The organism is Sphingomonas sp. ASV193 (assembly GCF_040203355.1).
GTDB lineage: Bacteria > Pseudomonadota > Alphaproteobacteria > Sphingomonadales > Sphingomonadaceae > Sphingomicrobium.
In genome coordinates this window covers 71762-95037 of the sequence record NZ_JBEHBW010000001.1, presented here as the reverse complement: position 1 = coordinate 95037, position 23276 = coordinate 71762, and the positions used below count along the sequence as shown (strand labels likewise).

Below are 23276 nucleotides of genomic sequence, written 5' to 3'. Positions count from 1 at the left end.
GCAACGCCTCCCCCGGCCCGACGCCGACCGCGCTCTTAGCGTCAGCGGCCGATTGTGCGTTCGAGCAGCTGGCCGATCTTGGTCAGCATCTCAGCGCGGACGTCGTTGTCCTCGAGCTGGTGGTTGAGCCCCTTGATCTGGAAGAAGTCCGAGGTCCCGCCCGCCGCCTTGATCGCCCGGTCCATGCGGATCGAGTGCGAGATGCGGACATTAGTGTCCATGTCGGCGTGGACCAGCAGCACCGGCGCCTTGATCAGCGAGGCGTGCTGGAGCGGCGAGCCGTCACGCATGTTCTGCCCCTTGCCGATGAAGTCCTTGACGAGGTCGCCGTTGGTGAAGTCGTCCGAATCGTCGCGCAGCCGCGACAGGTCGGTCACCGGGGCGATCGCGACCACCGCCTTGTACTTCTGCGGGGTCGTCACCGCCGACTGGAGCGCGGCATAGCCGCCGTACGACCAGCCGACGATCGCGAGCCGGTTCGGATCGGCGATGCCCTGCTTGACCAGGTAGTCGGCCGACGCGCCGATATCGGAAATGGCGAGCTTCCAGTTCTTGAACGCGTTCTCGCCGAGGAACTGGTCGCCGTAGCCCGCCGACCCGCGGTAGTTCGGCTGGATTACCGCATAGCCCTGCGAGGCGAGGAACTGGCTCAGCCAGTCGAAGCCGAGCTGGTCGCGGGCGCTGGGACCGCCGTGGGGGAGCACGATCGCCGGTCCGTTCGGCGCGCGCCCGGCCGGGAGCGTCAGATAGCCCGGGATCACGTGACCGTCGGCGGTCGGGATGTCGACCCGCTTCATGGTCGCCAGCGGAACGTTGTTCAGCGCATCGTCGTATCCGAGGACGAAGTCGAGCTTCTTGGCCTGCCGGTCGAAGATATAGTAGCCGCCGGGATCGTCGGTCGCCCCGGCATAGACGAGGAACTTGCTGCCGTCGCGCGACTTCGACGACAGGTCGATCATCGGCTCGTCGGGTAACGCGCGCCCGAGCATTGCGCGAAGGTCGGTGTAATCCTTGTCGAAATAGACCGCCTGGCCGGCGTCAGAGGTGTAGGAATAGCCGATCACCGGCTCGCCGCGCTTGAGCCGGATGACCCCGTCGATGTCGTAGTTGGGATTGCTGGCGATCGTCACCGGTTGCGACGACCCGTCCATCGTCTGCCGCAGCAGGATGTCGCGGCCGTCCTTCTTGGTCATCAGGTAGACCTGGTTGCCGTCGACCGCGACCGGATAGCTGCCGGTCTCCTGCGCCGGGTCGTAGGTCGCCAGCGGGCGCCAGTCGCTCGCGCCGCTCGGGCGATATTCGAAGGCCGTCGCGCCCATGATCTTGCCGGTGTTCGTATATTGGGTGCGGCCCCGGACGCGAGGAACGCCATCCTTATCCGTCATGACATCGTCCAGCTGCGGATCGGCAGCGACAAGGGTCGATACTTTCATCGAATCGAGCATGATGCGGTCGATACCGACCGCTACTGCCGAGGTGTTCCCTTGGACGAGCAGAGCCCGATTCTTGTCGAGCTCGTAATTGCGCGCCATCAAAACGGAGGCCGGCCCGGTCTGGCCGTAGGCGATCACCTGGCCGTCGTTGGAACGCGGCGTTGCGGCCGTATCCATGTTGTAAGGCGCGCCGAGCTGACGAACCGTCTTGCTCCGGATGTTAATCGCAACGACCCGGTGCGGGGTGAATATCGCGTTATAGAACTTCACTTCGCCATAGACGTCGCAGACGATCCAGTCCTCGCTGGCGAATTCGCAATAGCGAATCTGATCGGGGTTGGCGTTCGTCGCGATGATGTCGGTGATCTGCTTCGACTTGACGTCGAGCACCCGCACGACATTCGCGCGGCCGGTCCCGGCGGCGATGAACACGACCTTGTCCCCGTCGGGCGACAGATCGGGCGACGAAGTCGAAGGCCGCGCGCCGAACAGCTTTGCAGCAAGGGGCAGCGGGAGCGGCGCGGCGATCGCCGACATGGCGGTCGTCACCGCCAGCGCAGCGACGGTCAAACGGCACGCGCGCGCAATTCGGCCTGAACGGCCGGCCAACATCTCGGTCATCGAAAAAAATCCCCCACTCAAAGCCATCTACATTCGGCAGCGCCATGCTCGTCAAAATGCGTGAAAATGCAAGCCCTACTTGGCGCGGCAAATCGAGGCTGTTAGCGCGCCCAGGATGACGACGCCCCCGCTTCCCGAATGGTCGCCGCACGAGGCGGTGTGGATCGGCTTTCCGAGCCATGCCGAGCTGTGGGAGGACGACCTCGTCCCCGCGCAGCGCGAAGTCGCCGCGTTCGCCACCGCGGTCCATGCCGACGGGGCGGGCGAGGAGGTGCGGCTGGTCGCGGCGAGCGAGGAGGCGGCCGAGGCGGCGCGGACGCTCGCCCCCTTCGCGACGGTGATCGTCGAGCGGTTCGGCGACATCTGGTTCCGCGATACCGGGCCGATCGTGGTCGGCGGCGCGGCCGAGCGACGCGCGCAGGGGTTCGGCTTCAACGGCTGGGGCGGCAAGTACGACCTCGACGGCGACGACGGCATCGGCGCGCGGCTCGCCGCCTCGGCCGACCTGCCCTATGCCAGGGCCGACTGGATCCTCGAGGGCGGCGCGATCGACGGCGACGGCAGCGGCACCTTCGTGACGACCGAGCAATGCCTGCTCAACCCCAATCGCAACCCGGGGTTCGACAAGGAGGAGGTCGAGGAACGGCTCGCCCGCGACCTCGGCGCCGCCCGCGTCGTGTGGCTCGGCGACGGGCTCGAGAACGACCATACCGACGGCCACGTCGACAATCTCGCCCGGTTCGTCGCGCCCGGGGTCGTCGCGATCCCCGAGGCCGAGCCCGACGATCCCAACGCCGAGGTCTATGCCGACGCCGCCGAGAAGCTGCTCGACGCCGAGTTCGAAGTCGTCGCCATACCCTCCCCCGGCCGGGTCGAGCGCGACGGCGAGGTCATTCCCGCGAGCTATATGAACTTCTACATCGGCAACGCCGCGGTGGTCGTGCCGCAATATGGCGCGGCCAACGATGCCGCGGCGGTCGAGCGGCTGCAGGAGCTGTTTCCCGGCCGCCGCGTGATCGGGCTTCGCGCCGACCATGTACTGACCGGCGGCGGGAGTTTCCATTGCATCAGCCAGCAGGTACCAGCATGACCGGACAAAGCGCATGAGCAAGATCACCGTCGCCGCGCTCCAGCTCGCCTTCGGCGAGGACACCGCCGCCAACATCGCCGCCGTGTCCGACCTCGTCCGCGAGGCGGCGGGCAAGGGCGCTGAAGTCATCCTGCCGCCCGAGCTGTTCGAAGGCCCCTATTTCTGCCGGGTCGAGGACGAGGGCCTGTTCGCGACTGCCCGTCCGACCGCCGAGCATCCGAGCGTGCTGGCGATGCAGGCGCTCGCCGCCGAGCTTAAGGTCACCATCCCGACCAGCTATTTCGAGGTCGATGGCCCTCATTATTACAACAGCCTGGCGATGATCGGGCCCGACGGCCGGCTGATGGGCACGTATCGCAAGAGCCACATTCCCGACGGCCCGGGGTATGAGGAGAAATTCTATTTCCGCCCCGGCAACACCGGCTTCAAGGTGTGGCCCGGCCCCAACCGCACCACGCTCGGCGTCGGGGTGTGCTGGGACCAATGGTATCCGGAGGTCGCGCGCGCGCTGATGCTGATGGGCTCGGACATCCTGTTCTACCCGACCGCGATCGGGACCGAGCCGCACGACCCCGATCTCGACACGTCGCGGCTGTGGCGGCGGGCGATGATCGGCCACGCGGTCAGCAACGTCGTCCCGGTCGTCGCCGCCAACCGCATCGGCACCGAGGGCGGGCAGCGCTTTTACGGCCACAGTTTCATCTGCGACGAGCGCGGGGACCTGCTCGCGGAATTCGGTGCGGACGAGACCGGCGTGCTGGTGGCGACGCTCGACCTCGCCGCCTCGACCCGCCACCGCGCTGCCTTCGGCTTCTTTCGCGATCGCCGGCCCGAGCTATACGGGCGGCTGGTTCAGGACGTCTGATCGATCCAGCCCGGCACTGGCATCGCCGAGGCCTCGGCAAGGTCGATCCGGCGGCGGACCAGCGCCCATTTGTCGCCGTCGACCAGAACTTCGGGTGTCAGCGGGCGGCTGTTGTAGCCGCTCGACATCGCCGCGCCATAGGCGCCCGCGGTGCGGAAGATCATCAGCTCACCGGGTGCCATCCGGTCAGTTTCGCGCGCGGTCGCGAAGGTGTCGCCGCTCTCGCACACCGGGCCGACGAGATTGATCGTCTCGCGCGCGCCGCTCGGCCGAACCGCCTCGACATGGTGGTAGGCGTCGTAGAGCGCGGGGCGCATCAGGTCGTTCATCGCCGCGTCGACGATCACCCACGGGTGGTGCTCGCCCGGCTTGACCCGCACCACGCGCGACAGCAGCACCCCGGCGTTGCCGCTGATCAGCCGCCCCGGCTCGAACGCCAGCCGGATGTTCCAATCCCGGGTCACCCGCGCCACCATCGCGCCATAGGCCTCGGGGCTCGGCGGCTCGGGCTGTCCCGGGCCGTAGGGCACGCCGAGCCCGCCACCCAGATCGGCGAGCTTGAGGTCGAACCCGTCGCCGCGCAGCGCCGCGACCAGTTCGCCCAATCGCACGAACGCCTTTTCGAGCGGGTCGAGCCGGGTCAGCTGGCTGCCGATGTGGACCGTCACCCCGGTCATCTCGATCCCCGGCAGGTCGCGCGCGGCGCGGAACGCCTCGATCGCCTGCGCGGCGGGGATGCCGAACTTGTTGTCGGCATTGCCGGTGGTGATCTTGGCATGGGTCCCGGCATCGACGTCGGGGTTGAGCCGGAAGGCGGCGCGCGCGGTGCGCCCGGCGGCGACCGCGACCGCCGAGAGCATCCGGGCCTCCTCGACCGATTCCATGTTGAACTGGAGCACGTCGCCGGCCAGCGCCTCGGCCATCTCGTCGGCGTCCTTGCCGACGCCAGAAAAGAGGATCGACGAGGGCGGCATCCCCGCCTCGCGCGCGCGGCGATATTCGCCGATCGACACGATGTCGCCGCCAAGCCCCTCGCGCGCCAGCGTCGCCAGCACCGCCGGGTTGGGATTGGCCTTGACTGCGAAGGCGATCAGCGGGTCGTCGAGCGCCGCCAGCGCCTCCTTCATCACCCGCGCGTGGCGGCGCAGAGTCGCGGCCGAATAGACGTAGACCGGGGTGCCGACTTCCTCGGCGATCGTTTCGAGCGCCACCTGCTCGCACGCGAGCGCCCCGTCTTTCAGGTTGAAATAGTCCATCAGTCCTCGCGGGTCGCCATCGCGGCGTGAAACACGGCTTCGAACATCGCGGCGTCGAGCCGCCTGGTGTTCTGGTTGTAGCGGCTGCAGTGATAGCTATCGAACAATCGCCGACCGTCGGGCAAGCTATGCACCGCGCCATGCGCGAACTTGGCGCGCGACAGCGGCATCCCGAACGCGCGGCACAGGCTGTCGTGCGCGACCTTGCCGAGCGCGACGAAGCTGGTCAGCCGCTCCAAGCCGGCGATCGCCTCCATCAGGAAAGGGCGGCAATTGGCTTCTTCGGCGGGCAGCGTCTTGTTCTGCGGCGGCAGGCACTTGACCGCGTTGAGGATGACTGCGCCGCGAAGCCGCAGCCCGTCGCCCGGATCGGCGCCATATTCGCCCTCCGACAGCCCGAACTTGCCAAGCGTCGCATAGAGCAGGTCGCCCGCATAGTCGCCGGTGAACGGCCGCCCGGTGCGATTGGCACCATGCTTGCCCGGGGCCAGCCCGACGATCGCCAGCCACGCCTGCGGGTCGCCGAACGCGGGCACCGGCGCGTTCCACCAGTCGGGATGCTCGGCGCGGCACGCCATGCGGAAATCGACCAGCCGCGGGCAAAGCGGGCAATCGCGCGGGGCTTCCGCCGAGGGCACGGGACTGGCGGTCAGCATGCCGCTGCTCTAGTCGACGCAGCGTGAACGCCGCAATCCATGTCTACGCCGTCGCGCTCGGGTCGAACCGGCCCGATGGGCGTCACGGGTCGCCGGCGCAGGTGGTCGCCGCCGCGATCGCGCGGCTCGATGCAAAGTTCACCCTGTTCGACGCTTCCGCGATCATCGCCACCCCCGCCGAGGGCGGCGCGGGGCGCGAATTCGCCAATGCCGTCGCGCTGGTCGAAAGCGACCTTGCACCCCCGGCGATGCTCGCGGCGCTGAAGGCGATCGAGCGCGAATTCGGGCGGCGCCCCGGCAGGCGGTGGGGGCCGCGTGTGCTCGATCTCGACCTCGCGCTGTGGAGCGGCGGTCGGTTCGCCTCGCGCCGCCTGGCGATTCCGCACCCGCGGCTCGCCGAGCGCGGCTTCGTGCTGGCGCCGCTGGCGACGATCGCCCCGAACTGGAGGACCGGCGCCCACGCCGTCCGCCACCTCGCGGCGCGGCTTGGCAAGGCGCGGCCGCTTCGGTAACGGGGCGCATCCCGTGCCACGGGGGCCGTTAGCTCAGTCGGTAGAGCAACTGACTTTTAATCAGTAGGTCGCTGGTTCGAACCCAGCACGGCTCACCATCCCGCCGGTTCGCAACCGGATCGGCCCCGCCGTCAACCTTCCGGTTACATTCGCCGCCTAGATTGACGAGCGTGGACCATCCTGAACGGGAATCTGGCGTGAACGAGCAACAGGTCGAAACGACGATCTACTCCTTTTCGCAAGAGCCGCCCGCGCCCGACAACCGGCGCGAGAGCGAGCGTCACCTGACCCTGTTCCGGGTCGGGTCGATGACCGTCGGCGGGCATCGCGAGCTATGCCTGATCAAGAATATCTCGGCCGGGGGCATGAAATTGCGAGTCTACAGCCCGGTCGACCCCGGCGAGACGCTGACCATCGAGCTCAAGTGCGGCCAGCCGATCGCGGGCAAGGTGATCTGGGCCGATTCCGACAGTGTCGGCGTTGCCTTCGACGAGCCGATCGACGTCATCGAGCTGCTGTCCGCCTCGATGAACGGACCCAAGCCGCGGATGCCGCGAATCGCGACCTCGACCTTCGCCACGGTGCGCGAGGGCGCCAGCGTCTACCGCTTCAGGGCGTGCGACATCTCGCAGGGCGGGATGAAGCTCCAGTCCGAGACGGTGCTGCCGCCGAACAGCGACATCGTCGTCACCATGAGCGGGCTCGAGCCGCTTCCGGGCGTGGTTCGCTGGTGCGCCGACGGCTTCGTCGGGATTACCTTCAACCGGCTGATTCCGCTCGCCGAACTGGTCGACTGGTTGCAGGCGCAGCGCGCATCGCAGGCGGCCTGACCCTTCAGTCTTCGGGGACGATCGGCTGGTGGCGCATCACGCTGTTGGCCCACTGGCGCTCGTCGGGCGACAGCTTGGCGACGTGGAGGCCGGGCCGGCGGAAGCTCGGCTGGACCCGCGATCGTGGTGCGGGGACATGCCGGAGCAGCGTGGCGGGCGAGAGCGATCGTTCGAACGCGAGCCCCGCGCGCTTGCCCTCGGTCCACACCACCGTCCCCGGCATTTCGAGGTCGCCGCGCCGAAACACGACGGCGGCGCCTTCGACCGGCAGCTTGTCGCCCTCGACCAGCGCGCCTTCGGCCGACAGGTTGCGCAGCTTGACCGGATGCCGGACGCTCGACGCCTCGACCGTCGCCTGCATCAACACGTTCGACCGCCGATCGCGGCGATTCTGACAGGAAGGGCTTTCGTCCATCATGGGGGATGTAGACGAACCGGGTTAAGCATCGTTTAAGGGGGCGATGCGCCTGTCCGTCCTGCTCCGCCCCGCGTCGATCTTCGCGGTGCTCGTCGTGATCGTCCTCGCGGGCTTGCTCGGGGGACCGGGCACCCCGGTCGACACGGCGTTGGTGCGCGGGTTCGAACATTGGCGGCTCGCGCACCCGGGGCCGACCCAGGCGATGATCTGGCTGACCCTCGTCGGCGGCGCCCCGCTGAGTCTCTCCGCGCTGGCGATCGGGGCGATGGCGCTGTGGTTCCGGGCCAAGCCGCGCTGGGCGGGCGCGCTGGTCGCCGCCGGGCTCGGCGAGCGGGTGGCGGTCGAGATATTGAAGCGAATCGTCAACCGCCCGCGCCCGCAGTTCGACCCGCACCCGGTGGCGACCTACAGCCAGAGCTTTCCCAGCGCCCACGCCGCCAATTCGATGACTGCGCTGCTGTTGGTCGCGCTATTGGTCGTCGCACCGTCGAAGCGAGGTCCGGCGGTCGTGGCGGCGGTCGCGACATCGTTGCTGATCGGGCTCAGCCGGATCTACCTCGGCGTCCACTGGCCGAGCGACGTGCTCGCCGGCTGGGCGATCGGGATCCTCGTCGCCACGCTTGCGGTCGTCGTCGGTGCGCGCGCGTCAGCCGCGGCGGAAGAGGAGCATGAGGTTGTGGGCGGGCATCGCGCGCCGCTCGACCAGCGCTAGGCCCCGCTCGGCGGCGAGGCCGGCGAACCACTCGACCTCGCGCAGCCCCCAGCGCGAATCGCGTTCCCTGAGCGACTGGTCGAACGCGCGGTTGGACGCAGCCGGTGCGACGTCGCGTTCGAGCCACGGTCCGTAGAGGATGAGCGGCGCGCCCGCCGGCAGGGCTCGCGCCGCGCCGCCCACTAGCGCGAACGACGCCTCGACCGGGCTGATGTGGACCATGTTGACGTTGAGCACCGCGTCGGCCCGCTCGACCGGCCATGCTTCGGTCACGTCGAGCGCGAGCGGCGGGCGGAGGTTGGCCGGGCCGCCCGTCGCCCACGCCGCGATCGAGGCGAGCGCGAGCGGGTCAGGATCGCTCGGTTGCCAGTCGAGGGCCGGGAAGCGGCGCGCGAACGCCAGCGCATGCTCGCCCGTCCCGCTCGCGATTTCTAGCACCACCCCGCTTGGCGGCAGCCACTGCGCGAGGGTGTCGCCGATCGGCGCGACGTTCCGCGCCGCCGCGGGGGCCGCGCGTCGTTCGCCCGGCGCCAAGTCGCCGACGTTATAGGGTGGAAAGCTCGGTTCGCTCACCGCGCCGCCGGACCGGCGGGAAGCGTCTCGGCTTGTTCCTCGCCGGCGTCGATCCGGCGGATTCGCAGCGCCATCTCGATCCGCGTCCCCGACACCAGCCCGATCGCGAAGCAGAGCAGCGCGTCGGCGACCAGTAGTGCGTGGCCGCTGAGATGGCCCGCCGCATCGGGTGACACGCCCGAATATTGGCGCACCAGCGCGCGCACGAAGATGATTCCGAGCAACAGCAGCATCGCCGCGGGCGACATCCGCTGCATCAGTCGGCCCGTCCCCGGGGCGCGCCAGATGTGGATCATCCGTCCGCGCTGCCACCCGACCGCCCCGCCGACGAGGACCGCGAGCGCGCAGGCCAGCCCGCCGACGAGCCCCGGCGGATTGGCGACCAGGCTGGCGATGCCGACCGCGACGAGGATCGCCGGGACGACCCACAGCGCGCCCGATCGAAGGGGGCGGGCGCGGTTCATCGTCCGCAGCCGAAGCGCCATGACGAGCACGAAGATGGCGAACGGGAGGACCGTCGGGAGGATCGACTTGTCCATGCCTCAGCCCCCGCCGACGTTCGCCCCCGCCCCGCTGTCGGCCCCGTCGGGCGCGGGCGTCCGGTAGGCGAGGATCGGCTTGCGCGCCGCCAGCGTCTCGTCGAGGCGGCGGCGCGGCGCATGGACCGGAGCGGCCTTGAGCGTCTCGTCTCCCGCCCGTGCGCGCGTCGCGATCGAACGGAGCGCGGCGATGAACTGGTCGAGGTTGGCCTTCGACTCGGTCTCGGTCGGCTCGATCAGCATCGCGCCGTGGACGACCAGCGGGAAATACATGGTCATCGGGTGAAAGCCCTCGTCGATCAGCGCCTTGGCGACGTCGAGCGTGGAGAAGCCCTCGGCGAATCCCTTATCGCTGAAGATCGCCTCGTGCATGCACGGCCCGCTGAACACGAACGGCGCGTCGAGCACGCCGTCGAGGCTGCGCAGGATATAGTTGGCGTTGAGCACCGCGTCCTCGGCGACCTGCTTGAGGCCGTCGGCGCCGTGGCTGAGGATATAGGTCAGCGCGCGGGTGAACATGCCCATCTGACCGTGGAAGGCGGTCATCCGCCCGAAGCTTTGCATTTTTCCGCCGAAATGCTCGGCGGAGAAGGCGTCGGCATCCTCCTCCTCGACCAGGTGAACGACCCCGTCGGCGGTGCGCGCGGTGTAGGGCAACGGGCCGAACGGGCTCAGCGCCTCGGACAGCACCACCGGCCCCGACCCCGGCCCGCCGCCGCCGTGCGGGGTGGAAAAGGTCTTATGCAGGTTGATGTGCATCGCGTCGACGCCGAGGTCGCCGGGGCGGACCTTGCCGACGATCGCGTTGAAGTTCGCGCCGTCGCAATAGACGAAGCCGCCGGCGGCGTGGACCGCGTCGCTGATCGCCTTCATCTCGGGCTCGAACAGCCCGCAGGTGTTGGGGTTGGTGATCATTACCGCCGCGATGTCGGGGCCGAGCCGCGCCTTAAGCGCGTCGAGATCGACCCGGCCTTCCTTCGTCGCCGGGATATTCTCGACCCGGTAGCCGGCGAAGGCGGCGGTGGCGGGGTTGGTGCCGTGCGCGCTTTCGGGCACCAGCACGACCTGCCGCGCGTCGCCCCGCGCCTCGAGCGCGGCGCGGATGCAGAGGATTCCGCATAGCTCGCCATGCGCGCCCGCCTTCGGGCTCATCGCGACGCCATGCATCCCGGTCAGCGCGATCAGCCAGTGGGCGAGTTCGTTGATGACCTCGAGCGCGCCCTGGATCGTCTCGCGCGGGGCGAGCGGGTGGACGTCGGCGAAGCCCGGCATCCGCGCGACCTTCTCGTTGAGGCGCGGGTTGTGCTTCATCGTGCACGAGCCGAGCGGGAACAGCCCGAGGTCGATCGCGTAATTCTGCCGCGACAGCCGGGTGTAATGCCGCACGGTTTCGGGTTCGGTCAGCCCGGGGAGGTCGATGCCGCCACGCTCCAGCCCGCCTAGGCGGCTCGAACCGTCCTTGGGCTCGGGCAGGTCGACCCCGCTCCGCTCGCGGCTGCCGATCTCGAACAGCAGCCTCTCCTCGAGCATCAGCGCGCGATTGCCGGTGACGGTCGCCGCCCCGGCGCTCCCCTGCCCCTCGCCCATGCTGGGCTTCCAGCCCGACGCGTTGATCTCATTCATCGAACCGCCTCCGCCAGCGCGCCCTCGAGCGCGTCGATATCCTCGTCGCCGACCGTCTCGGTCACCGCGACCACCAGCCCGTTCTTGAGCGATTCGACCCCGGGGTAGAGCCGCCCGAGCGACACCCCGCCGAGCACGCCCTTCGCGACCATCGCGTGGACCGCGGGCCGCGCCTCGACCGGAAGCTCGAGCGTGAATTCGTTGAAGAAAGCGTCGTTGACCAGCCGCACGTCGGGGATCGCCGCCAGCCGCTCGGCCACCTCGACCGCGCGCGCGTGATTGAGCTTCGCCAGCCGGGTCAGCCCCGCCTCGCCGAGCAGCGTCAAGTGCACCGAGAAGGCGAGCGCGCACAGCCCGCTGTTGGTGCAGATGTTGCTGGTCGCCTTTTCGCGGCGGATATGCTGCTCGCGGGTCGACAGCGTCAGCACGAAGCCGCGCTTGCCCTCGGTATCGACCGTCTCGCCCGCAAGCCGCCCGGGCATCTGCCGGACATATTTTTCGCGGGTCGCGAACAGGCCCACGTAAGGTCCACCGAACTGCAGCCCGACGCCGATCGACTGGCCCTCGCCGACGACGATGTCGGCGCCCATCTCGCCCGGCGCCTTAATGAGCCCGAGCGCGACCGGCTCGGTCACCACCGCGACCAGCAGCGCGCCCTTGGCATGCGCCGCCTCGGCGATCGGGGCGAGGTCGCCAATCCGGCCGAGGATGTCGGGATACTGGACGACGACGCAACTCGTCTCGCCGTCGATCGCCGCGATCAGCGTCTCGGCGTCGGTCGCCGCGTCGAGCGTCGGCAGCCGCGTGTCGAGCACATCGCCGGTGAATTTCGCCATCGTCTCGCAGACGCGGACGTAGTGGGGGTGGAGTCCACCCGACAGGATCGCCTTTTTGCGCCGCGTCACGCGTCCGGCCATGCCGATCGCTTCCCAGCAGGCGGTCGAGCCGTCGTACATCGACGCGTTGGCGACGTCGCACCCCAGCAGCCGCGCGACCTGCGTCTGGAACTCGAACAGCATCTGCAGCGTGCCCTGCGCGATCTCGGGCTGGTAGGGCGTGTAGGCAGTCAGGAACTCGCCGCGCTGGATCAGGTGATCGACGCTCGCCGGGACATGGTGGCGATAGGCGCCGCAGCCGAGGAAGAAGGGCGCGTCGGCGGCGGCGAGATTCTTCTTCGACAGCCGCCGCATGTGCCGCTCGACCGCCATCTCGGTCGCGTGGAGCGGCAGCCCGCGCACCGGGCCGTCGAGCCGCGCCTCGGCGGGAACGTCGCGGAACAGCTCGTCGATCGAGCCGGCCCCGATCGTCTCGAGCATCGCCGAGCGGTCGGCATCGGACAGCGGCAGGTAACGCATCAGTCGGCTTTCCTCATCCAGAAGCGCAGGCGGACATAGTCCGCGATGGTGGTGCCGACGCGGTCGGCGACCTGTTCGGCGATGGCCTGCCGCTCGTCCGCCGGGACCCCCGCGCGGTCGAGCCAGCCGGCCCGGAACGTGGTGACCCAGGCGGCTACACCATGGTCGAGCCGGGTCGGGCGCTCGATCAGCCGCGCGTCGACATCGCGAAAGCCCGCCGCCTCGTAGGTCTCGACGAAGTCCTCGACCGACGGATACCAGTTGGCGGCATAGGTCGGCGGACCGTAGCCGCGCGCGACCAGCACGTCGTCGAGCGCCTCGCGCAACCGGGCGAGGTTGCCCTCCCCGCCCATCTCGCCCGCGAACCGCGCCCCGGGCTTGAGCGCGAACCAGATCGCGCGCGCGGCGCGGTCCTTGGCGAGGATCCAGTGAAGCGTGGCATTGCTGAACGCCGCGTCGAACGCCTCGGAAAATTTGAGCTCGGCGGCGTCCATCAGCCGCGCGTCGAGCCCCTTGGCGCGCGCGGCGCCGATCATCGACACGCTGCTGTCGATGCCGACGACCTCGGCCCCGGCCTCGCGGATCTTGAGCGTCAGCGTGCCGTCGCCGCAGCCGATGTCGAGGATATGCTCGCCCGGCCGCGGGTCGAGCAGGTCGAGCGCCGCCTGCCCGAGCGCGGGAACGAACCCGCCGACCCTGGCATAGTCGGCGGCGTCCCACGCGCTGGTCGAGGCGACCGTCTCGATCAAAGCGTCGCGATCCATTCGCGATAGGCGGGCTCGTCCATCAGCCCGTCGAGCTCGGTCGGGTCGGACAGCGTCATCTTGAAGAACCAGCCCTGCCCCTCGGGATCGGTGTTGATCAGCGACGGGTCGTCGCCGAGCGCGGCATTGCCTTCGATCACCTCGCCGCTGGCGGGCGCATAGACGTCGCTCGCCGCCTTGACCGACTCGACCACCGCCGCGTCGCCGCCCTTGGTCAGCGCGCGCCCCGCCTCGGGCACTTCGGCGAAGACGATGTCGCCGAGCGCGTGCTGGGCATGGTCGGAAATGCCGACCGTCGCCTGGTCGCCCTCGACCCTGATCCATTCATGGTCCTTGGTGAAATAGACGCTCATCGGGTCAGACTCCCTTGGGTTTGCGGTGGTAGCGGTGGGGGACGAAGGGCATCGCGGTCACCTCGGCGGTGAACAACCTGCCGCGCTGGCTGAGCTTGAGCTGGCTGCCCGGCGCGGCCATCGCGGCGGGGACATAGGCCATCGCGATCGGCCGGCCGAGCGTCGGCGAATGGCCGCCGCTGGTGACCGTGCCGACGTCGTTCGCCTCGCGGTCGAGCACCGTCGCGCCCTCGCGCACCGGCTGCTTGCCGTCGACCAGCAGACCGACGCGCTTGCTGACCGGCCCGTCCTCGAGTTCCTTCAGGATCCGCGCCGACCCGGCGAAACCGAGCTCGGCGCGCCGACGTTTGCCGATCGCGAAGCCGAGGTCGGCCATCACCGGTGTCGTGTGGGGGTCGAGGTCGTGGCCGTACAGCGGCAAGCCCGCCTCGAGCCGGAGCGAGTCGCGCGCGCCGAGCCCGATCGGCTTGACCCGCGCATCGGCGGCGATCGCGTCGGCGACCGCCGCGACCCGGCTGGCGGGGACCGAGATTTCATAGCCGTCCTCGCCGGTATAACCCGAGCGGCTGATCCACGCGGTCTGGCCGGCGAGTTCGAAGCTGCCACCCTGCATGAAGGCGAGGTCGCCGACACCCGGCGCGAGCGATTCGAGCACCGCCGCCGCCTCGGGTCCCTGAAGCGCCAGCAGCGCCTGTTCCTTCATATGGTCCATCACCACCTCGCGGGGCAGGCGGCGGGCAAACTGGTCGATGTCGGCGGTCTTGGTGGCGCCGTTGACGACGACGTAGAAATGGTCGCCGCGCCGGGTCGCCATCAGATCGTCGAGGATCCCGCCATTCTCGTCGAGCAGCATCGAATAGCGCAGCCGGCCGTCGCCGAGCGCCTTGAAGTCGCCGGGCATCAGCGCCTCGAGCGCCTCGTCGACCCGCGCGCCGTGGAAGGTCAGCTGGCCCATGTGGCTGACGTCGAATAAGCCGGCATGCTCGCGCACCCACAAATGCTCGGCCATGATGCCCTCGTACTGGACCGGCATTTCATAGCCCGCGAACGGCACCATCCGCCCGCCCCTGGCACGGTGCCAGGCGTCGAGCGGGAGCAGCTGGGTGGTCTCGTCAGTCATGGCCGCGCGTCCTCAAAGGGTCCGCCGCTAGCGGGAGCGCCGCCAGCGGATCAATCCGGACCCCCTTCTGTCACGGCGACCTGAGAGCTTTCGCGGGCGAACGACCCGCTTACCCCTTCGGTGGTCCCGGCGGTGAGGCCGGAACGCTTTCCAGAACGTCCACCGGCCCGCGCGGTCCATGTGCCTGAGAGATTCCGGGGGCGGTTGCTCCTTCGGCGCCCCATCGAAGGAGCTCTCCCGCGCGGCCGTCCGGCACCGCCTTGCGGGCGGCGTCGGAGACAGGAGCCGCTGTGGCGGCGCCCGCGATTCGAGTCAACGCGAAGTGTTGGCGGTCGGGGGCTTAACGCGTGGCGTTATATTTGAGCTGGTCCTGCGTCAGCTGGAAGCCGACCAGCTGCTCGAAGGTCGCGCGGGCGACCGCTTCGCGGGTCGTCGGGTCGGCCAGCGGGTCGACCGCGGCATCGGCATCGCCCGCCTTGCGCGGCTGGGCGAGCCGGCGCTGGATGTCGGCGGGCAGCGTCGCGGCGCTGCGCGAGACCCGGCCGGTGGTCTGGAGGTGGACCGAGGCGCGGTCGGCCCCGGCGGGGAATTCGAGCACCGCCTGGCCGACATGCTTGGCCGCGACCGACTCGCCGCCCTGCAGGATGACGTCGAAATAGGGCAGCGCCACGGTGCGCGCGGCGGCACGGTCGCGGCGGTTGGCGACCACGTCGAAGTCGACCGTCGAGACCCAGTCGTTGCCCGACGCGACGCAGCTGGCGCGCAGGTTGGTGATCGTCGCGCTCACGTCGATGGCGCTCGAATCGGTGCTTCCGGCGGGATCGAACAGCGTCACGTCGCCGGTCCCGGCGGGGATTCCGGCCTGCGGGCAGCCGGTGCGGGTGATGATCACGCCGCCGTCGACCAGTTCGCGGCGGTGCGCGCAGGCACTCGAGGCAAGGGCGAGGGCGGCGGCGAGGGCGAGACGAGCGTTCACGAAACGGCAGTTCCTTCTTGCGGGGCGCGCCGTTCATAGGAAGCGCCTTCACTCGCTGCAAGCAATCGCTTACATGGCCGCCATGCTCTCCCCCACCGCCGACGCCCGTCCCCCGCTCAAGCTGCTGATCGCCGCCCCACGCGGGTTCTGCGCCGGGGTCGACCGGGCGATCAAGATCGTCGAGCTCGCGCTCCACCGCTTCGGCCCCCCGGTCTATGTGCGGCACGAGATCGTCCACAACAAATTCGTGGTCGACCGGCTGCGCGGCATGGGCGCGGTGTTCGTCGAGGAACTCGATCAAGTCCCCGACGGGCGCCCGGTGGTGTTTTCCGCCCACGGCGTGCCCAAGGTCGTTCCCGCCGCCGCGCAGGCGCGCGGGCTCGACTATGTCGACGCCACCTGCCCGCTGGTCAGCAAAGTCCATCGCCAGGCGCAGCGGTTGATCGAGGATGGGCGGCATATCGTCTTTATCGGCCACGCCGGCCATCCCGAGGTGGTGGGGACGATGGGGCAGGTCGAGCCGGGGACGATCAGCCTGGTCGAGACGGTCGACGACGTCGCCGCGTTCGACCCGGCGGGCAAGGCGCGACTGGCCTACCTCACCCAGACGACGCTGTCGGTCGACGACACGCGCGAGGTGATCGACGCCCTGAAGGCTCGCTTTCCCGACATCCGCGGGCCCAAGGCCGAGGACATCTGCTACGCCACCTCGAACCGGCAGGCAGCGGTCAAGGCGATCGCCACCGACGCCGACAAGCTGCTGGTGATCGGCGCGCCGAACAGCTCGAACTCGCTTCGCCTTGCCGAGGTCGCCGAGCGGATGAACGTCCCCGCGCGGCTGATCCAGCGCGCCGCCGAGATCGACTGGGACTGGCTCGGCCAGCCCGCGACGCTCGGGCTGACCGCGGGCGCTTCGGCCCCCGAGCTGCTGGTGCGCGAGGTGGTCGACGCGCTGAGCGAGCGGTTCGAGGTCACCGAGGAAGAGACCGAGCACGTCACCGAGGGAATGGTGTTCAAGCTCCCGCGCGAATTGGTCGCCTGACCCCATGGACCTGCCTGAGGTCGAGATTTTCACTGACGGCGCGTGCAAGGGCAATCCCGGCCCGGGCGGCTGGGGCGCGATCCTGCGCGCCGCCGACGGGCGCGAGCGCGAATTGTCGGGGGGCGAATCGCCGACCACCAACAACCGCATGGAACTGATGGCGGCGATCGAGGCGCTCGGCGCGCTGAAGAAGCCGTGCCGCGTCCAGCTCCACACCGACAGCAATTATGTGAAGGACGGGATCACCCGCTGGATTCACGGCTGGCGCAAGAACGGCTGGCGGACCGCCGACAGAAAGCCGGTCAAGAATGCCGAGCTGTGGCAGGCGCTGCTCGCCGCAACCGAACCGCACCGGGTCGAGTGGCACTGGGTCAAGGGCCATAGCGGCCACCCCGAGAACGAGCGCGCCGACGCGCTCGCCTGCGCCGAGGCCGAGCGCCGCCGCTAGCGAAGAGAGGCGCTACGCGCGGGTCGAGCGCGGGGCGAAGTCGGCCGGGTCGATGCCGGCGAGTTCGTCGCCGAGCGGCCGGCCGAGGATTAGCCGCGCCGAGAGCAACGAGGCGGCCGGGGCGGTCTGGATGCCCATTCCCCCCTGCCCCACGCACCAGAAGAAAGCGGGATCGTCGGGGTCGAAACCGAACTTCATGCCCCTGTCGGGCGCGAAGGTCCTGAGGCCCGACCATTTGCGCTCGACCGCCTCGACCGGCCAGTCGAGCGCCTGTTCGAACCGGTCGATCGCGATCGCCACGTCGATTTCCTCGGGCGCCGAGTCGCAAGGGTCGCTGTCGGTCTCGTCGAGCGGGCAGACCCAGACCGAGCGGTCGCCTTCGCCCTTGAAATAGAAGCTCTGGTGAAGGTCGGTGACGAACGGCAGGTCCTTCAGCCCGTCGCGCCCGACGCGGAGCTGAACCACCGTTCGCCGCTTCGGCTGGAGCCCGAGCGGGGCGACCCCGGCGAGCGCGGCGACCGAATCGCCCCACGCCCCCGCGGCATCGACCAGCAGCCGTGCCTCGACCGGCCCGGCGGCAGTCTCGGCCCGCCAGCCGCCCGGGGTCCGCGCGAGCGAGAAGAGCGCGGCGTCGGTCCGCACCGTCCCGCCCTGCCGCCGGACCGCGGCGAGGCAGGCCCCGTGGAGCGCGGCGACCTCGATATCGGCGCAGCTGCGCTCGAGCCACGCGCCGGTCCATTGCGCTCGCATCCCGGGGATGAGCGAGTCGAGGCCGGCGCGGTCGAGGTGGACCGGGCGGTCGTCGCCCGCGAGGTCGCCCGCCTCTTCGAAAGATTCGCCGCTCGGCCCGGTGAGGTGGACCGCGCCGCGCGGACGGAGCAGCGGCACGTCGCTTCCCGGCCAGCGCGAATCGAAAAAGGGCTTCGACAACAGGCTCAGCCGCCGCTCCGGCGTGTCGCCGCCGAGACTCGCCTGCCAGAAGGCGACCGAGCGCCCGGTCGAATGCCGGCCGCACTGCGCCTCGGCCTCGATGATCGCGACCGACCTTTCGCCCGCGAGCCGCGCGCCGAGCGAGGCCCCGGCGATCCCGCCGCCGACAATCAGGACATCATGAAGATCCGCGCTTGCCATGGGCCCCGGTTACGGTTTGCTAAGCGCGGTCGTCTAGGGGCGGATTCATGATGAATCTCACATTATCCGATGCGTTGCTCGCAATATTGTCCGGGCTGCTGCTGTTCGCCGCCTATTGGGACGTCAAGACGCGCACCATCCCCAACTGGCTGACCGCCACCGTCGCGATCGGCGCGCCCTTGTTCTGGGTGCTCGCCGGGGTGCCCTTCTGGCCCGACGCGGCCGAGCGGTTCGCCGCCGCGCTGGTCGTCTTCGGCCTGTTCGCGGCGCTGTTCTACATGGGCGGGATGGGCGGCGGCGACGTCAAGCTGGCCGGGGCGCTGGCGCTGTGGTTCGGGGTGCAGACGACGATCAAGTTCCTCGTCCTCACCTCGCTGGCCGGCGGGGTGGTCAGCATCGCGACGATCGTCTGGCACCGCCGAACCAAGCGCGATGGCGCGCCCGAGGTGCCTTACGGGGTCGCCATCGCGTTCGGCGCCTTGTGGTTACTCGCCCAACGCTTTCTTAACCATTTTGCCTGATCAAGGTCCCATTCGAAGGGGACCCTGAAGGGGAGGCGTAATCGCCATGGACGTCAAGAAAGTCGCGCTTCTGGTTGGAGCGCTGGTCATTGCCATCGTCACGGGTGTGATGGCCAAGAACATGTTCGCGGGAGCCGGGGCCAATTCGGCCGCCGCCGCGCCGGCGGTACCGATGGGACCCAAGGTCCTCGTCGCCCGCAAGCCGCTTCCGGTCGGGACGATCATCGACGCGAGCAGCCTCGCCTTCCAGGAATGGCCCAAGGAACTCGTCCAGGGTGCCTACTACATGGAGGGCAAACCCGATTCGAAGATGGAGCTGCTGGTCGGCACCGTCGTTCGCAACGCCATCACCGCCGGCCAGCCGGTCACGCGGGGATCGCTGGTCGGGCCGAAGGATCGCGGCTTCCTCGCCGCGGCGCTGGGGCCGGGGATGCGCGCCGTCACCGTGCCGGTGACCAAGGTCAGCGGCGTCAGCGGCTTCGTCTTCCCGGGCGACCGGGTCGACCTGGTCTTGACCCAGACCGTCACCGGCAGCGACGGCGGCCAGCCACTCAAGGTGTCCGAGACGATCATCCGCAACCTTCGCGTGCTGGCGACCGACCAGCGTCTCGACGGCAAGGGCGACAGCGGCAAGATGGAAGCCAAGTACAGCGACAACATCACGGTCGAGGCGACTCCGCGGATCGCCGAGAAGATCGAGGTTGCGCAGGCGATGGGTTCGCTCTCGCTCTCGCTGCGCTCGATCGCCGACAACACCACCGACCTGCAGCGCGCCATCGCCTCGGGCGACGTCAAGCTGCCCAAGAACGCCACGCCCGAACAGGAGCGCCAGATGATGCTCCAGTACGCCACGCAGCCGCAGGACAATGGCACCAGCTTTGTCACCGGCGGGGACGTGTCGCGGTTCGGTCGTCGCAGTGCGCCGAGCAACAAGGAGGATCTGATCAAGACCGCCGCCGGTGCGCTCAACAACTTCAGTTCCGCGATCAGCGGCGGCCGCGTCGGCGGTGGCTCGAACGCGGGGGGAATGCCCTCGGGGCCGACGGTTCGCGTCGCCCGCGGCAATGACGTCACTTACGTCCCGGTGGGAGGCCGTTAAGATGAAGCGCAGTCACATGATCCGCCAGGCGACGATCGCCCTGGCGCTGGGCACCGCGAGCGTCACGCTCGTCGCCGCCCCCGCCGTCGCCGCCGGCCAGGCCGCGCGCCCGTCGGAAACGCTCAACATTTCGCAGAGCACCGGCACGATGGTCCGGCTGGCGTCCCCGATGAGCGACGTGTTCGTCGCCAACGACAAGATCGCCGATGTCCAGGTCCGCTCGTCGCGCCAGCTGTACATCTTCGGCAAGTCGTCGGGGGAGACCACGGTCTATGCGACCGACAAGGCCGGGCGGGTGGTCTACGCCGCCAACGTCCGGGTCGGGAACAACCTCGGGTCGGTCGGTGAGATGCTCCATCTCGCGATGCCGGACGCGGCGATCACCGCGACGCCGATGAACGACCTGATGTTGCTGACCGGGACGGTCGCCTCGCCCGACGACGCCGCCGAGGCGGAACGGCTGGTCAAGGCGTACGTCGGCCAGTCGACCAGCGTCGTCAGCCGGCTTCGCACCGCGACCCCGCTGCAAGTGATGCTCAAGGTTCGCGTCGCCGAGGTCAGCCGCTCGATCGGCAAGCAGATCGGCGTCAACCTGCTCAGCCGCGACACCACAGGCGGGTTCAATTTCGGGATCGGCCAGGGTAACCCGGGCACCATCTCGACGACCGGGGCCAAGACCTTCAACGTCGCGGCGGCCGGGACGACGCTGGGCGCGGCGGGCAAGCTTCTCGGGCTCGACATCCTCGGCACGCTCGACCTTGCCGAGCAGGACGGGCTGGTCAGCACGCTGGCCGAGCCGACCCTGACCGCGCTGTCGGGCGAAACCGCCAGCTTCCTCGCCGGCGGCGAATTCCCGATCCCGATCTCGCAGGGCCTCGGCGATGCGATCACCGTCGAGTATAAGCAGTACGGTGTCGGCCTCGCCTTCACCCCGATCGTGCTGGCCGACGGCCACATCTCGATGCGCATCCGCCCCGAGGTGAGCGAACTGTCGTCGTCGGGCGCGATCAAGCTCAACGGCTACGAGGTTCCCGCAATCACCACGCGGCGCACCGAGACGACCGTCGAGCTGGGTTCGGGCCAGAGCATGATGATCTCGGGCCTGCTCAAGAACAGCAACAACAACAACGTCAGCAAGGCGCCGTTCCTCGGCGACCTGCCGGTGCTTGGCGCGCTGTTCCGCTCGACCAAGTATCAGCGCGATGAGACCGAGCTGGTGGTCGTGGTAACCCCCTACCTGGTCCGCCCGGTGTCGGGTCAAATCGCGCTTCCGACCAACGGCTATCGCGCGCCGAGCGACACCCAGCTGACGCTCGAGGGCAAGACCTTCGCCACCAACCCCGGCGGCGTCGCGGCCCGGCCGGCTGCGCCGGTCCCGGTCGCCGCCCTGCCCGCCCCCGGCTTCAGCCAGTGATCCGCGGCTCGAGAAAGGATAAGCCCATGAACCGTCATCTCGTCCTGCTCGCGCTCGCCACCGGCATCGCCGGCTGCACCGCGAGCCCGCACAACCCGCAGCTCGGCGTCGAAAGCGTCAACGTCCCGGTGGTGACCCGCCAGGACTATGCACTCGATCTCGCCGCGCCCGACGGCAACCTGACCCCGACCGCCGCCGCGCAACTCGACGGCTGGTTCCGCTCGATGCAGCTCGGTTACGGCGACAGCGTGTTCGTCGACGGCACCTACGCCGACGGCGCGCGGCTCGACGTCGCGCGGATCGCGGGCAATTACGGCATCCTCGTCGCGCGCGGCGCGCCGGTCACCGCCGGCACGGTCGCGCCCGGCGCGGTCCGCGTGGTCGTCTCGCGCACCCAGGCGTCGGTGCCCGGCTGCCCCAACTGGCGCGAGGCGGCGACGCCGACGTGGCAGAACAAGCAGACCAGCAATTACGGCTGCGCGGTCAACAGCAACCTGGCGATGATGGTCGCCGATCCGAACGACCTCGTCCACGGCCGCGAAGGCAATGATCTTGGCAACAACGTCGCCGGCAACAAGGCGATCGACCTGTACCGCGCCACGCCGCCCAGCGGCACCAAGGGGCTGCAGGACATCTCCACGAAAGGGAAGTGACGATGAACGCTCCGTTTCAAGCGCGTGCTGGCCTGCGCGATCCGTTCACGGCCTTCGTGTGTGACGATGCCACCGCCGACATGCTCCGGCCGGTCGCGGTCGAGCATGGCTGGTCGCCGGAAAAGGTCAACAAGGGCGGGCTGCGCAACGCGGTCCAGTCGCTGTCGGTCTCGGCCAGCCCGAACATCCTGTTCGTCGACCTGAGCGAAAGCGCCGACCCGCTGAACGACATCAACGCGCTCGCCGAGGTGTGCGAGCCGGGGACGATCGTGATCGCCGCCGGCCAGGTCAACGACGTCCGCCTCTACCGCGACCTCGTCGCCAGCGGCATCCACGACTATCTGCTGAAGCCCTTCACGGTCGACCAGCTGCGCGACACGTTCGCGCATGCCCAGGCGATCCTGTCGGGGCCGCGCGGCGAGGCGGCGGCCGACAAGCCGCACGTGATGACCACGGTGATCGGGGTTCGCGGCGGGGTCGGCGCGTCGACCATCGCCACCAGCCTCGCCTGGCTGCTCGGCGAAAAGGCGCATCGCTCGACCGCGCTGCTCGACCTCGACGTCCACTTCGGGACCGGCGCGCTCGCGCTCGACCTCGAGCCGGGCCGCGGGCTGACCGACGCGATCGAGAACCCGAGCCGCATCGACGGGCTGTTCATCGAGCGCGCGATGGTTCGCGCCAACGAGCGCCTCAGCGTGCTGTCGGCCGAAGCGCCGATCCACCAGCCGCTGATCACCGACGGCACCGCCTTCTTCCAGCTCCAGGAAGAGATGAAGAACGCGTTCGAATCGACCGTGATCGACCTGCCGCGCCACATGCTGATCCAGTATCCGCACATGGTCCACGACGCGCATGTCGCGGTAGTGGTGAGCGAGCTGACGCTGGCCGCGACCCGCGACACGATCCGGGTGCTGGCGTGGCTCAAGTCGAACGCGCCGCAGACCAAGGTGCTGGTGCTCGCCAATCGCCTGCCCTCGGGCGGGGCGCTGGAGATCAGCCGCAAGGACTTCGAGCAGTCGATCGAGCGCGGGGTCGACATCGTCTTCCCCGACGACGGCAAGAGCGCGGCGCAGGCCGCCAAGCTCGGCAAGCCGCTGGCCGAAGTCGCCACCGGCAAGCTCGCCCAGCCGTTTACCCAGCTGACCAACATGGTGCTCAGTCATGCCAGCGAGGACGGGTCCGAGGTCGAGACCAAGGGCGCGGCGGCAAGCAAGTCGGTGATGAGCGGGCTCAAGTCGATGCTCGCCAAGAAGGCGGCGTAACCAAGCCGGA

At 69.3% G+C, this 23276-nt stretch carries 25 protein-coding genes, 1 tRNA gene and 2 riboswitches; of the genes, 13 read left to right on the top strand and 13 right to left on the bottom strand.

The annotated features are described in order from the left end of the window. Positions 1-41: 41 nt before the first annotated feature. Entirely contained in the window at positions 42-2054 is a 2013-nt protein-coding gene (locus ABDK56_RS00545; RefSeq protein ID WP_349806126.1) for a S9 family peptidase, read from the bottom strand. Between the two features lie 115 nt (positions 2055-2169). Between ABDK56_RS00545 and ABDK56_RS00540 the strand changes: the two genes are divergently transcribed. Next, positions 2170-3144, top strand: coding sequence for an agmatine deiminase family protein (locus ABDK56_RS00540; protein ID WP_349806125.1), 975 nt, complete (start codon positions 2170-2172; stop codon positions 3142-3144). A gap of 13 nt (positions 3145-3157) precedes the next feature. Next, complete coding sequence (gene aguB / locus ABDK56_RS00535; protein WP_349806124.1) at positions 3158-4009, top strand: N-carbamoylputrescine amidase; 852 nt, start codon at positions 3158-3160, stop codon at positions 4007-4009. On the opposite strand, the gene lysA is transcribed toward aguB, so the two are convergent. Then, complete coding sequence (gene lysA / locus ABDK56_RS00530; protein ID WP_349806123.1) at positions 3997-5265, bottom strand: diaminopimelate decarboxylase; 1269 nt, start codon at positions 5263-5265, stop codon at positions 3997-3999. The genes aguB and lysA overlap by 13 nt on opposite strands. Next, complete coding sequence (locus tag ABDK56_RS00525) at positions 5265-5921, bottom strand: uracil-DNA glycosylase (protein ID WP_349806122.1); 657 nt, start codon at positions 5919-5921, stop codon at positions 5265-5267. Before ABDK56_RS00525 ends, lysA begins: the two co-directional genes overlap by 1 nt. A gap of 23 nt (positions 5922-5944) precedes the next feature. Between ABDK56_RS00525 and folK the strand changes: the two genes are divergently transcribed. The 3 genes from folK to ABDK56_RS00510 all read left to right on the top strand — a co-directional run bounded on the left by folK (position 5945) and on the right by ABDK56_RS00510 (position 7263). Then, positions 5945-6433, top strand: a complete 489-nt coding sequence (folK, locus tag ABDK56_RS00520) for a 2-amino-4-hydroxy-6-hydroxymethyldihydropteridine diphosphokinase (RefSeq protein WP_349806121.1) — start codon at positions 5945-5947, stop codon at positions 6431-6433. Between the two features lie 22 nt (positions 6434-6455). Further along, positions 6456-6531, top strand: a tRNA-Lys gene (locus tag ABDK56_RS00515). A 99-nt stretch (positions 6532-6630) separates the two neighbouring features. Further along, positions 6631-7263: a PilZ domain-containing protein gene (locus tag ABDK56_RS00510; RefSeq protein WP_349806120.1), complete on the top strand. Its 633-nt coding sequence runs from the start codon at positions 6631-6633 to the stop codon at positions 7261-7263. Positions 7264-7267: 4 nt separating this feature from the next. On the opposite strand, the gene ABDK56_RS00505 is transcribed toward ABDK56_RS00510, so the two are convergent. Continuing rightward, complete coding sequence (locus tag ABDK56_RS00505; protein ID WP_349806119.1) at positions 7268-7678, bottom strand: PilZ domain-containing protein; 411 nt, start codon at positions 7676-7678, stop codon at positions 7268-7270. Between the two features lie 46 nt (positions 7679-7724). On the opposite strand from ABDK56_RS00505, the gene ABDK56_RS00500 reads away from it, so the two are divergent. Continuing rightward, positions 7725-8393, top strand: a complete 669-nt coding sequence (locus ABDK56_RS00500) for a phosphatase PAP2 family protein (RefSeq protein WP_349806118.1) — start codon at positions 7725-7727, stop codon at positions 8391-8393. Here the strand turns inward: ABDK56_RS00500 and ABDK56_RS00495 are convergent. The 8 genes from ABDK56_RS00495 to ABDK56_RS00460 form a co-directional block, all read right to left on the bottom strand. Next, positions 8328-8966: a DUF938 domain-containing protein gene (locus ABDK56_RS00495; RefSeq protein WP_349806117.1), complete on the bottom strand. Its 639-nt coding sequence runs from the start codon at positions 8964-8966 to the stop codon at positions 8328-8330. The two genes, ABDK56_RS00500 and ABDK56_RS00495, sit on opposite strands and share 66 nt — an antisense overlap. Then, positions 8963-9505 (bottom strand): CcdC protein domain-containing protein, encoded by a 543-nt coding sequence (locus ABDK56_RS00490; RefSeq protein WP_349806116.1) that lies wholly within the window; start codon positions 9503-9505, stop codon positions 8963-8965. Before ABDK56_RS00490 ends, ABDK56_RS00495 begins: the two co-directional genes overlap by 4 nt. 3 nt (positions 9506-9508) lie before the next feature. Beyond that, positions 9509-11128: an aminomethyl-transferring glycine dehydrogenase subunit GcvPB gene (gene gcvPB / locus ABDK56_RS00485; RefSeq protein WP_349806115.1), complete on the bottom strand. Its 1620-nt coding sequence runs from the start codon at positions 11126-11128 to the stop codon at positions 9509-9511. Continuing rightward, positions 11125-12483 carry an aminomethyl-transferring glycine dehydrogenase subunit GcvPA gene (gene gcvPA / locus ABDK56_RS00480; RefSeq protein ID WP_349806114.1) on the bottom strand — a complete coding sequence of 453 codons (1359 nt, stop codon included), beginning with the start codon at positions 12481-12483 and terminating at the stop codon, positions 11125-11127. The genes gcvPB and gcvPA overlap by 4 nt, the downstream gene beginning before the upstream one ends. Beyond that, a complete protein-coding gene (locus ABDK56_RS00475; RefSeq protein WP_349806113.1) occupies positions 12483-13247 on the bottom strand; it encodes a class I SAM-dependent methyltransferase in 765 nt (254 codons plus the stop codon). Before ABDK56_RS00475 ends, gcvPA begins: the two co-directional genes overlap by 1 nt. After that, the gene (gene gcvH, locus ABDK56_RS00470; RefSeq protein ID WP_349806112.1) at positions 13229-13600 is read right to left on the bottom strand and encodes a glycine cleavage system protein GcvH; all 372 of its coding nucleotides are present in this window, start codon (positions 13598-13600) and stop codon (positions 13229-13231) included. Before gcvH ends, ABDK56_RS00475 begins: the two co-directional genes overlap by 19 nt. A 4-nt stretch (positions 13601-13604) precedes the next feature. Then, positions 13605-14720: a glycine cleavage system aminomethyltransferase GcvT gene (gene gcvT, locus ABDK56_RS00465; protein WP_349806111.1), complete on the bottom strand. Its 1116-nt coding sequence runs from the start codon at positions 14718-14720 to the stop codon at positions 13605-13607. A 57-nt stretch (positions 14721-14777) separates the two neighbouring features. Beyond that, positions 14778-14882, bottom strand: a riboswitch (glycine riboswitch). Beyond that, positions 14883-14970, bottom strand: a riboswitch (glycine riboswitch). A 90-nt stretch (positions 14971-15060) separates the two neighbouring features. Then, on the bottom strand, positions 15061-15696 hold the full coding sequence (locus tag ABDK56_RS00460; protein WP_349806110.1) for a hypothetical protein: 636 nt from the start codon (positions 15694-15696) through the stop codon (positions 15061-15063). Positions 15697-15769: 73 nt separating this feature from the next. On the opposite strand from ABDK56_RS00460, the gene ispH reads away from it, so the two are divergent. Together ispH and rnhA are read left to right on the top strand one after the other, a co-directional pair. Then, the gene (gene ispH, locus ABDK56_RS00455; protein ID WP_349806109.1) at positions 15770-16738 is read left to right on the top strand and encodes a 4-hydroxy-3-methylbut-2-enyl diphosphate reductase; all 969 of its coding nucleotides are present in this window, start codon (positions 15770-15772) and stop codon (positions 16736-16738) included. A 4-nt stretch (positions 16739-16742) separates the two neighbouring features. Continuing rightward, positions 16743-17186 carry a ribonuclease HI gene (rnhA, locus tag ABDK56_RS00450; RefSeq protein ID WP_349806108.1) on the top strand — a complete coding sequence of 148 codons (444 nt, stop codon included), beginning with the start codon at positions 16743-16745 and terminating at the stop codon, positions 17184-17186. 12 nt (positions 17187-17198) lie between these two features. Here the strand turns inward: rnhA and ABDK56_RS00445 are convergent, their stop codons facing one another. Beyond that, on the bottom strand, positions 17199-18317 hold the full coding sequence (locus tag ABDK56_RS00445) for an NAD(P)/FAD-dependent oxidoreductase (protein WP_349806107.1): 1119 nt from the start codon (positions 18315-18317) through the stop codon (positions 17199-17201). A 47-nt stretch (positions 18318-18364) separates the two neighbouring features. Here ABDK56_RS00445 and ABDK56_RS00440 point away from each other — a divergent pair, with 47 nt between their 5' ends. From ABDK56_RS00440 to ABDK56_RS00420, 5 genes are read left to right on the top strand one after another with little or no spacing between them, the layout of a single operon-like run. Beyond that, the gene (locus tag ABDK56_RS00440) at positions 18365-18838 is read left to right on the top strand and encodes an A24 family peptidase (RefSeq protein WP_349806106.1); all 474 of its coding nucleotides are present in this window, start codon (positions 18365-18367) and stop codon (positions 18836-18838) included. A gap of 46 nt (positions 18839-18884) precedes the next feature. After that, a complete protein-coding gene (gene cpaB, locus ABDK56_RS00435) occupies positions 18885-19937 on the top strand; it encodes a Flp pilus assembly protein CpaB (protein ID WP_349806105.1) in 1053 nt (350 codons plus the stop codon). A 1-nt stretch (position 19938) separates the two neighbouring features. Further along, entirely contained in the window at positions 19939-21351 is a 1413-nt protein-coding gene (locus ABDK56_RS00430; protein WP_502959237.1) for a type II and III secretion system protein family protein, read from the top strand. 26 nt (positions 21352-21377) lie between these two features. Further along, the gene (locus ABDK56_RS00425; protein WP_349806104.1) at positions 21378-22004 is read left to right on the top strand and encodes a CpaD family pilus assembly protein; all 627 of its coding nucleotides are present in this window, start codon (positions 21378-21380) and stop codon (positions 22002-22004) included. Positions 22005-22006: 2 nt separating this feature from the next. Beyond that, positions 22007-23266, top strand: coding sequence for a pilus assembly protein CpaE (locus ABDK56_RS00420; protein WP_349806103.1), 1260 nt, complete (start codon positions 22007-22009; stop codon positions 23264-23266). Positions 23267-23276 lie beyond the last annotated feature (10 nt).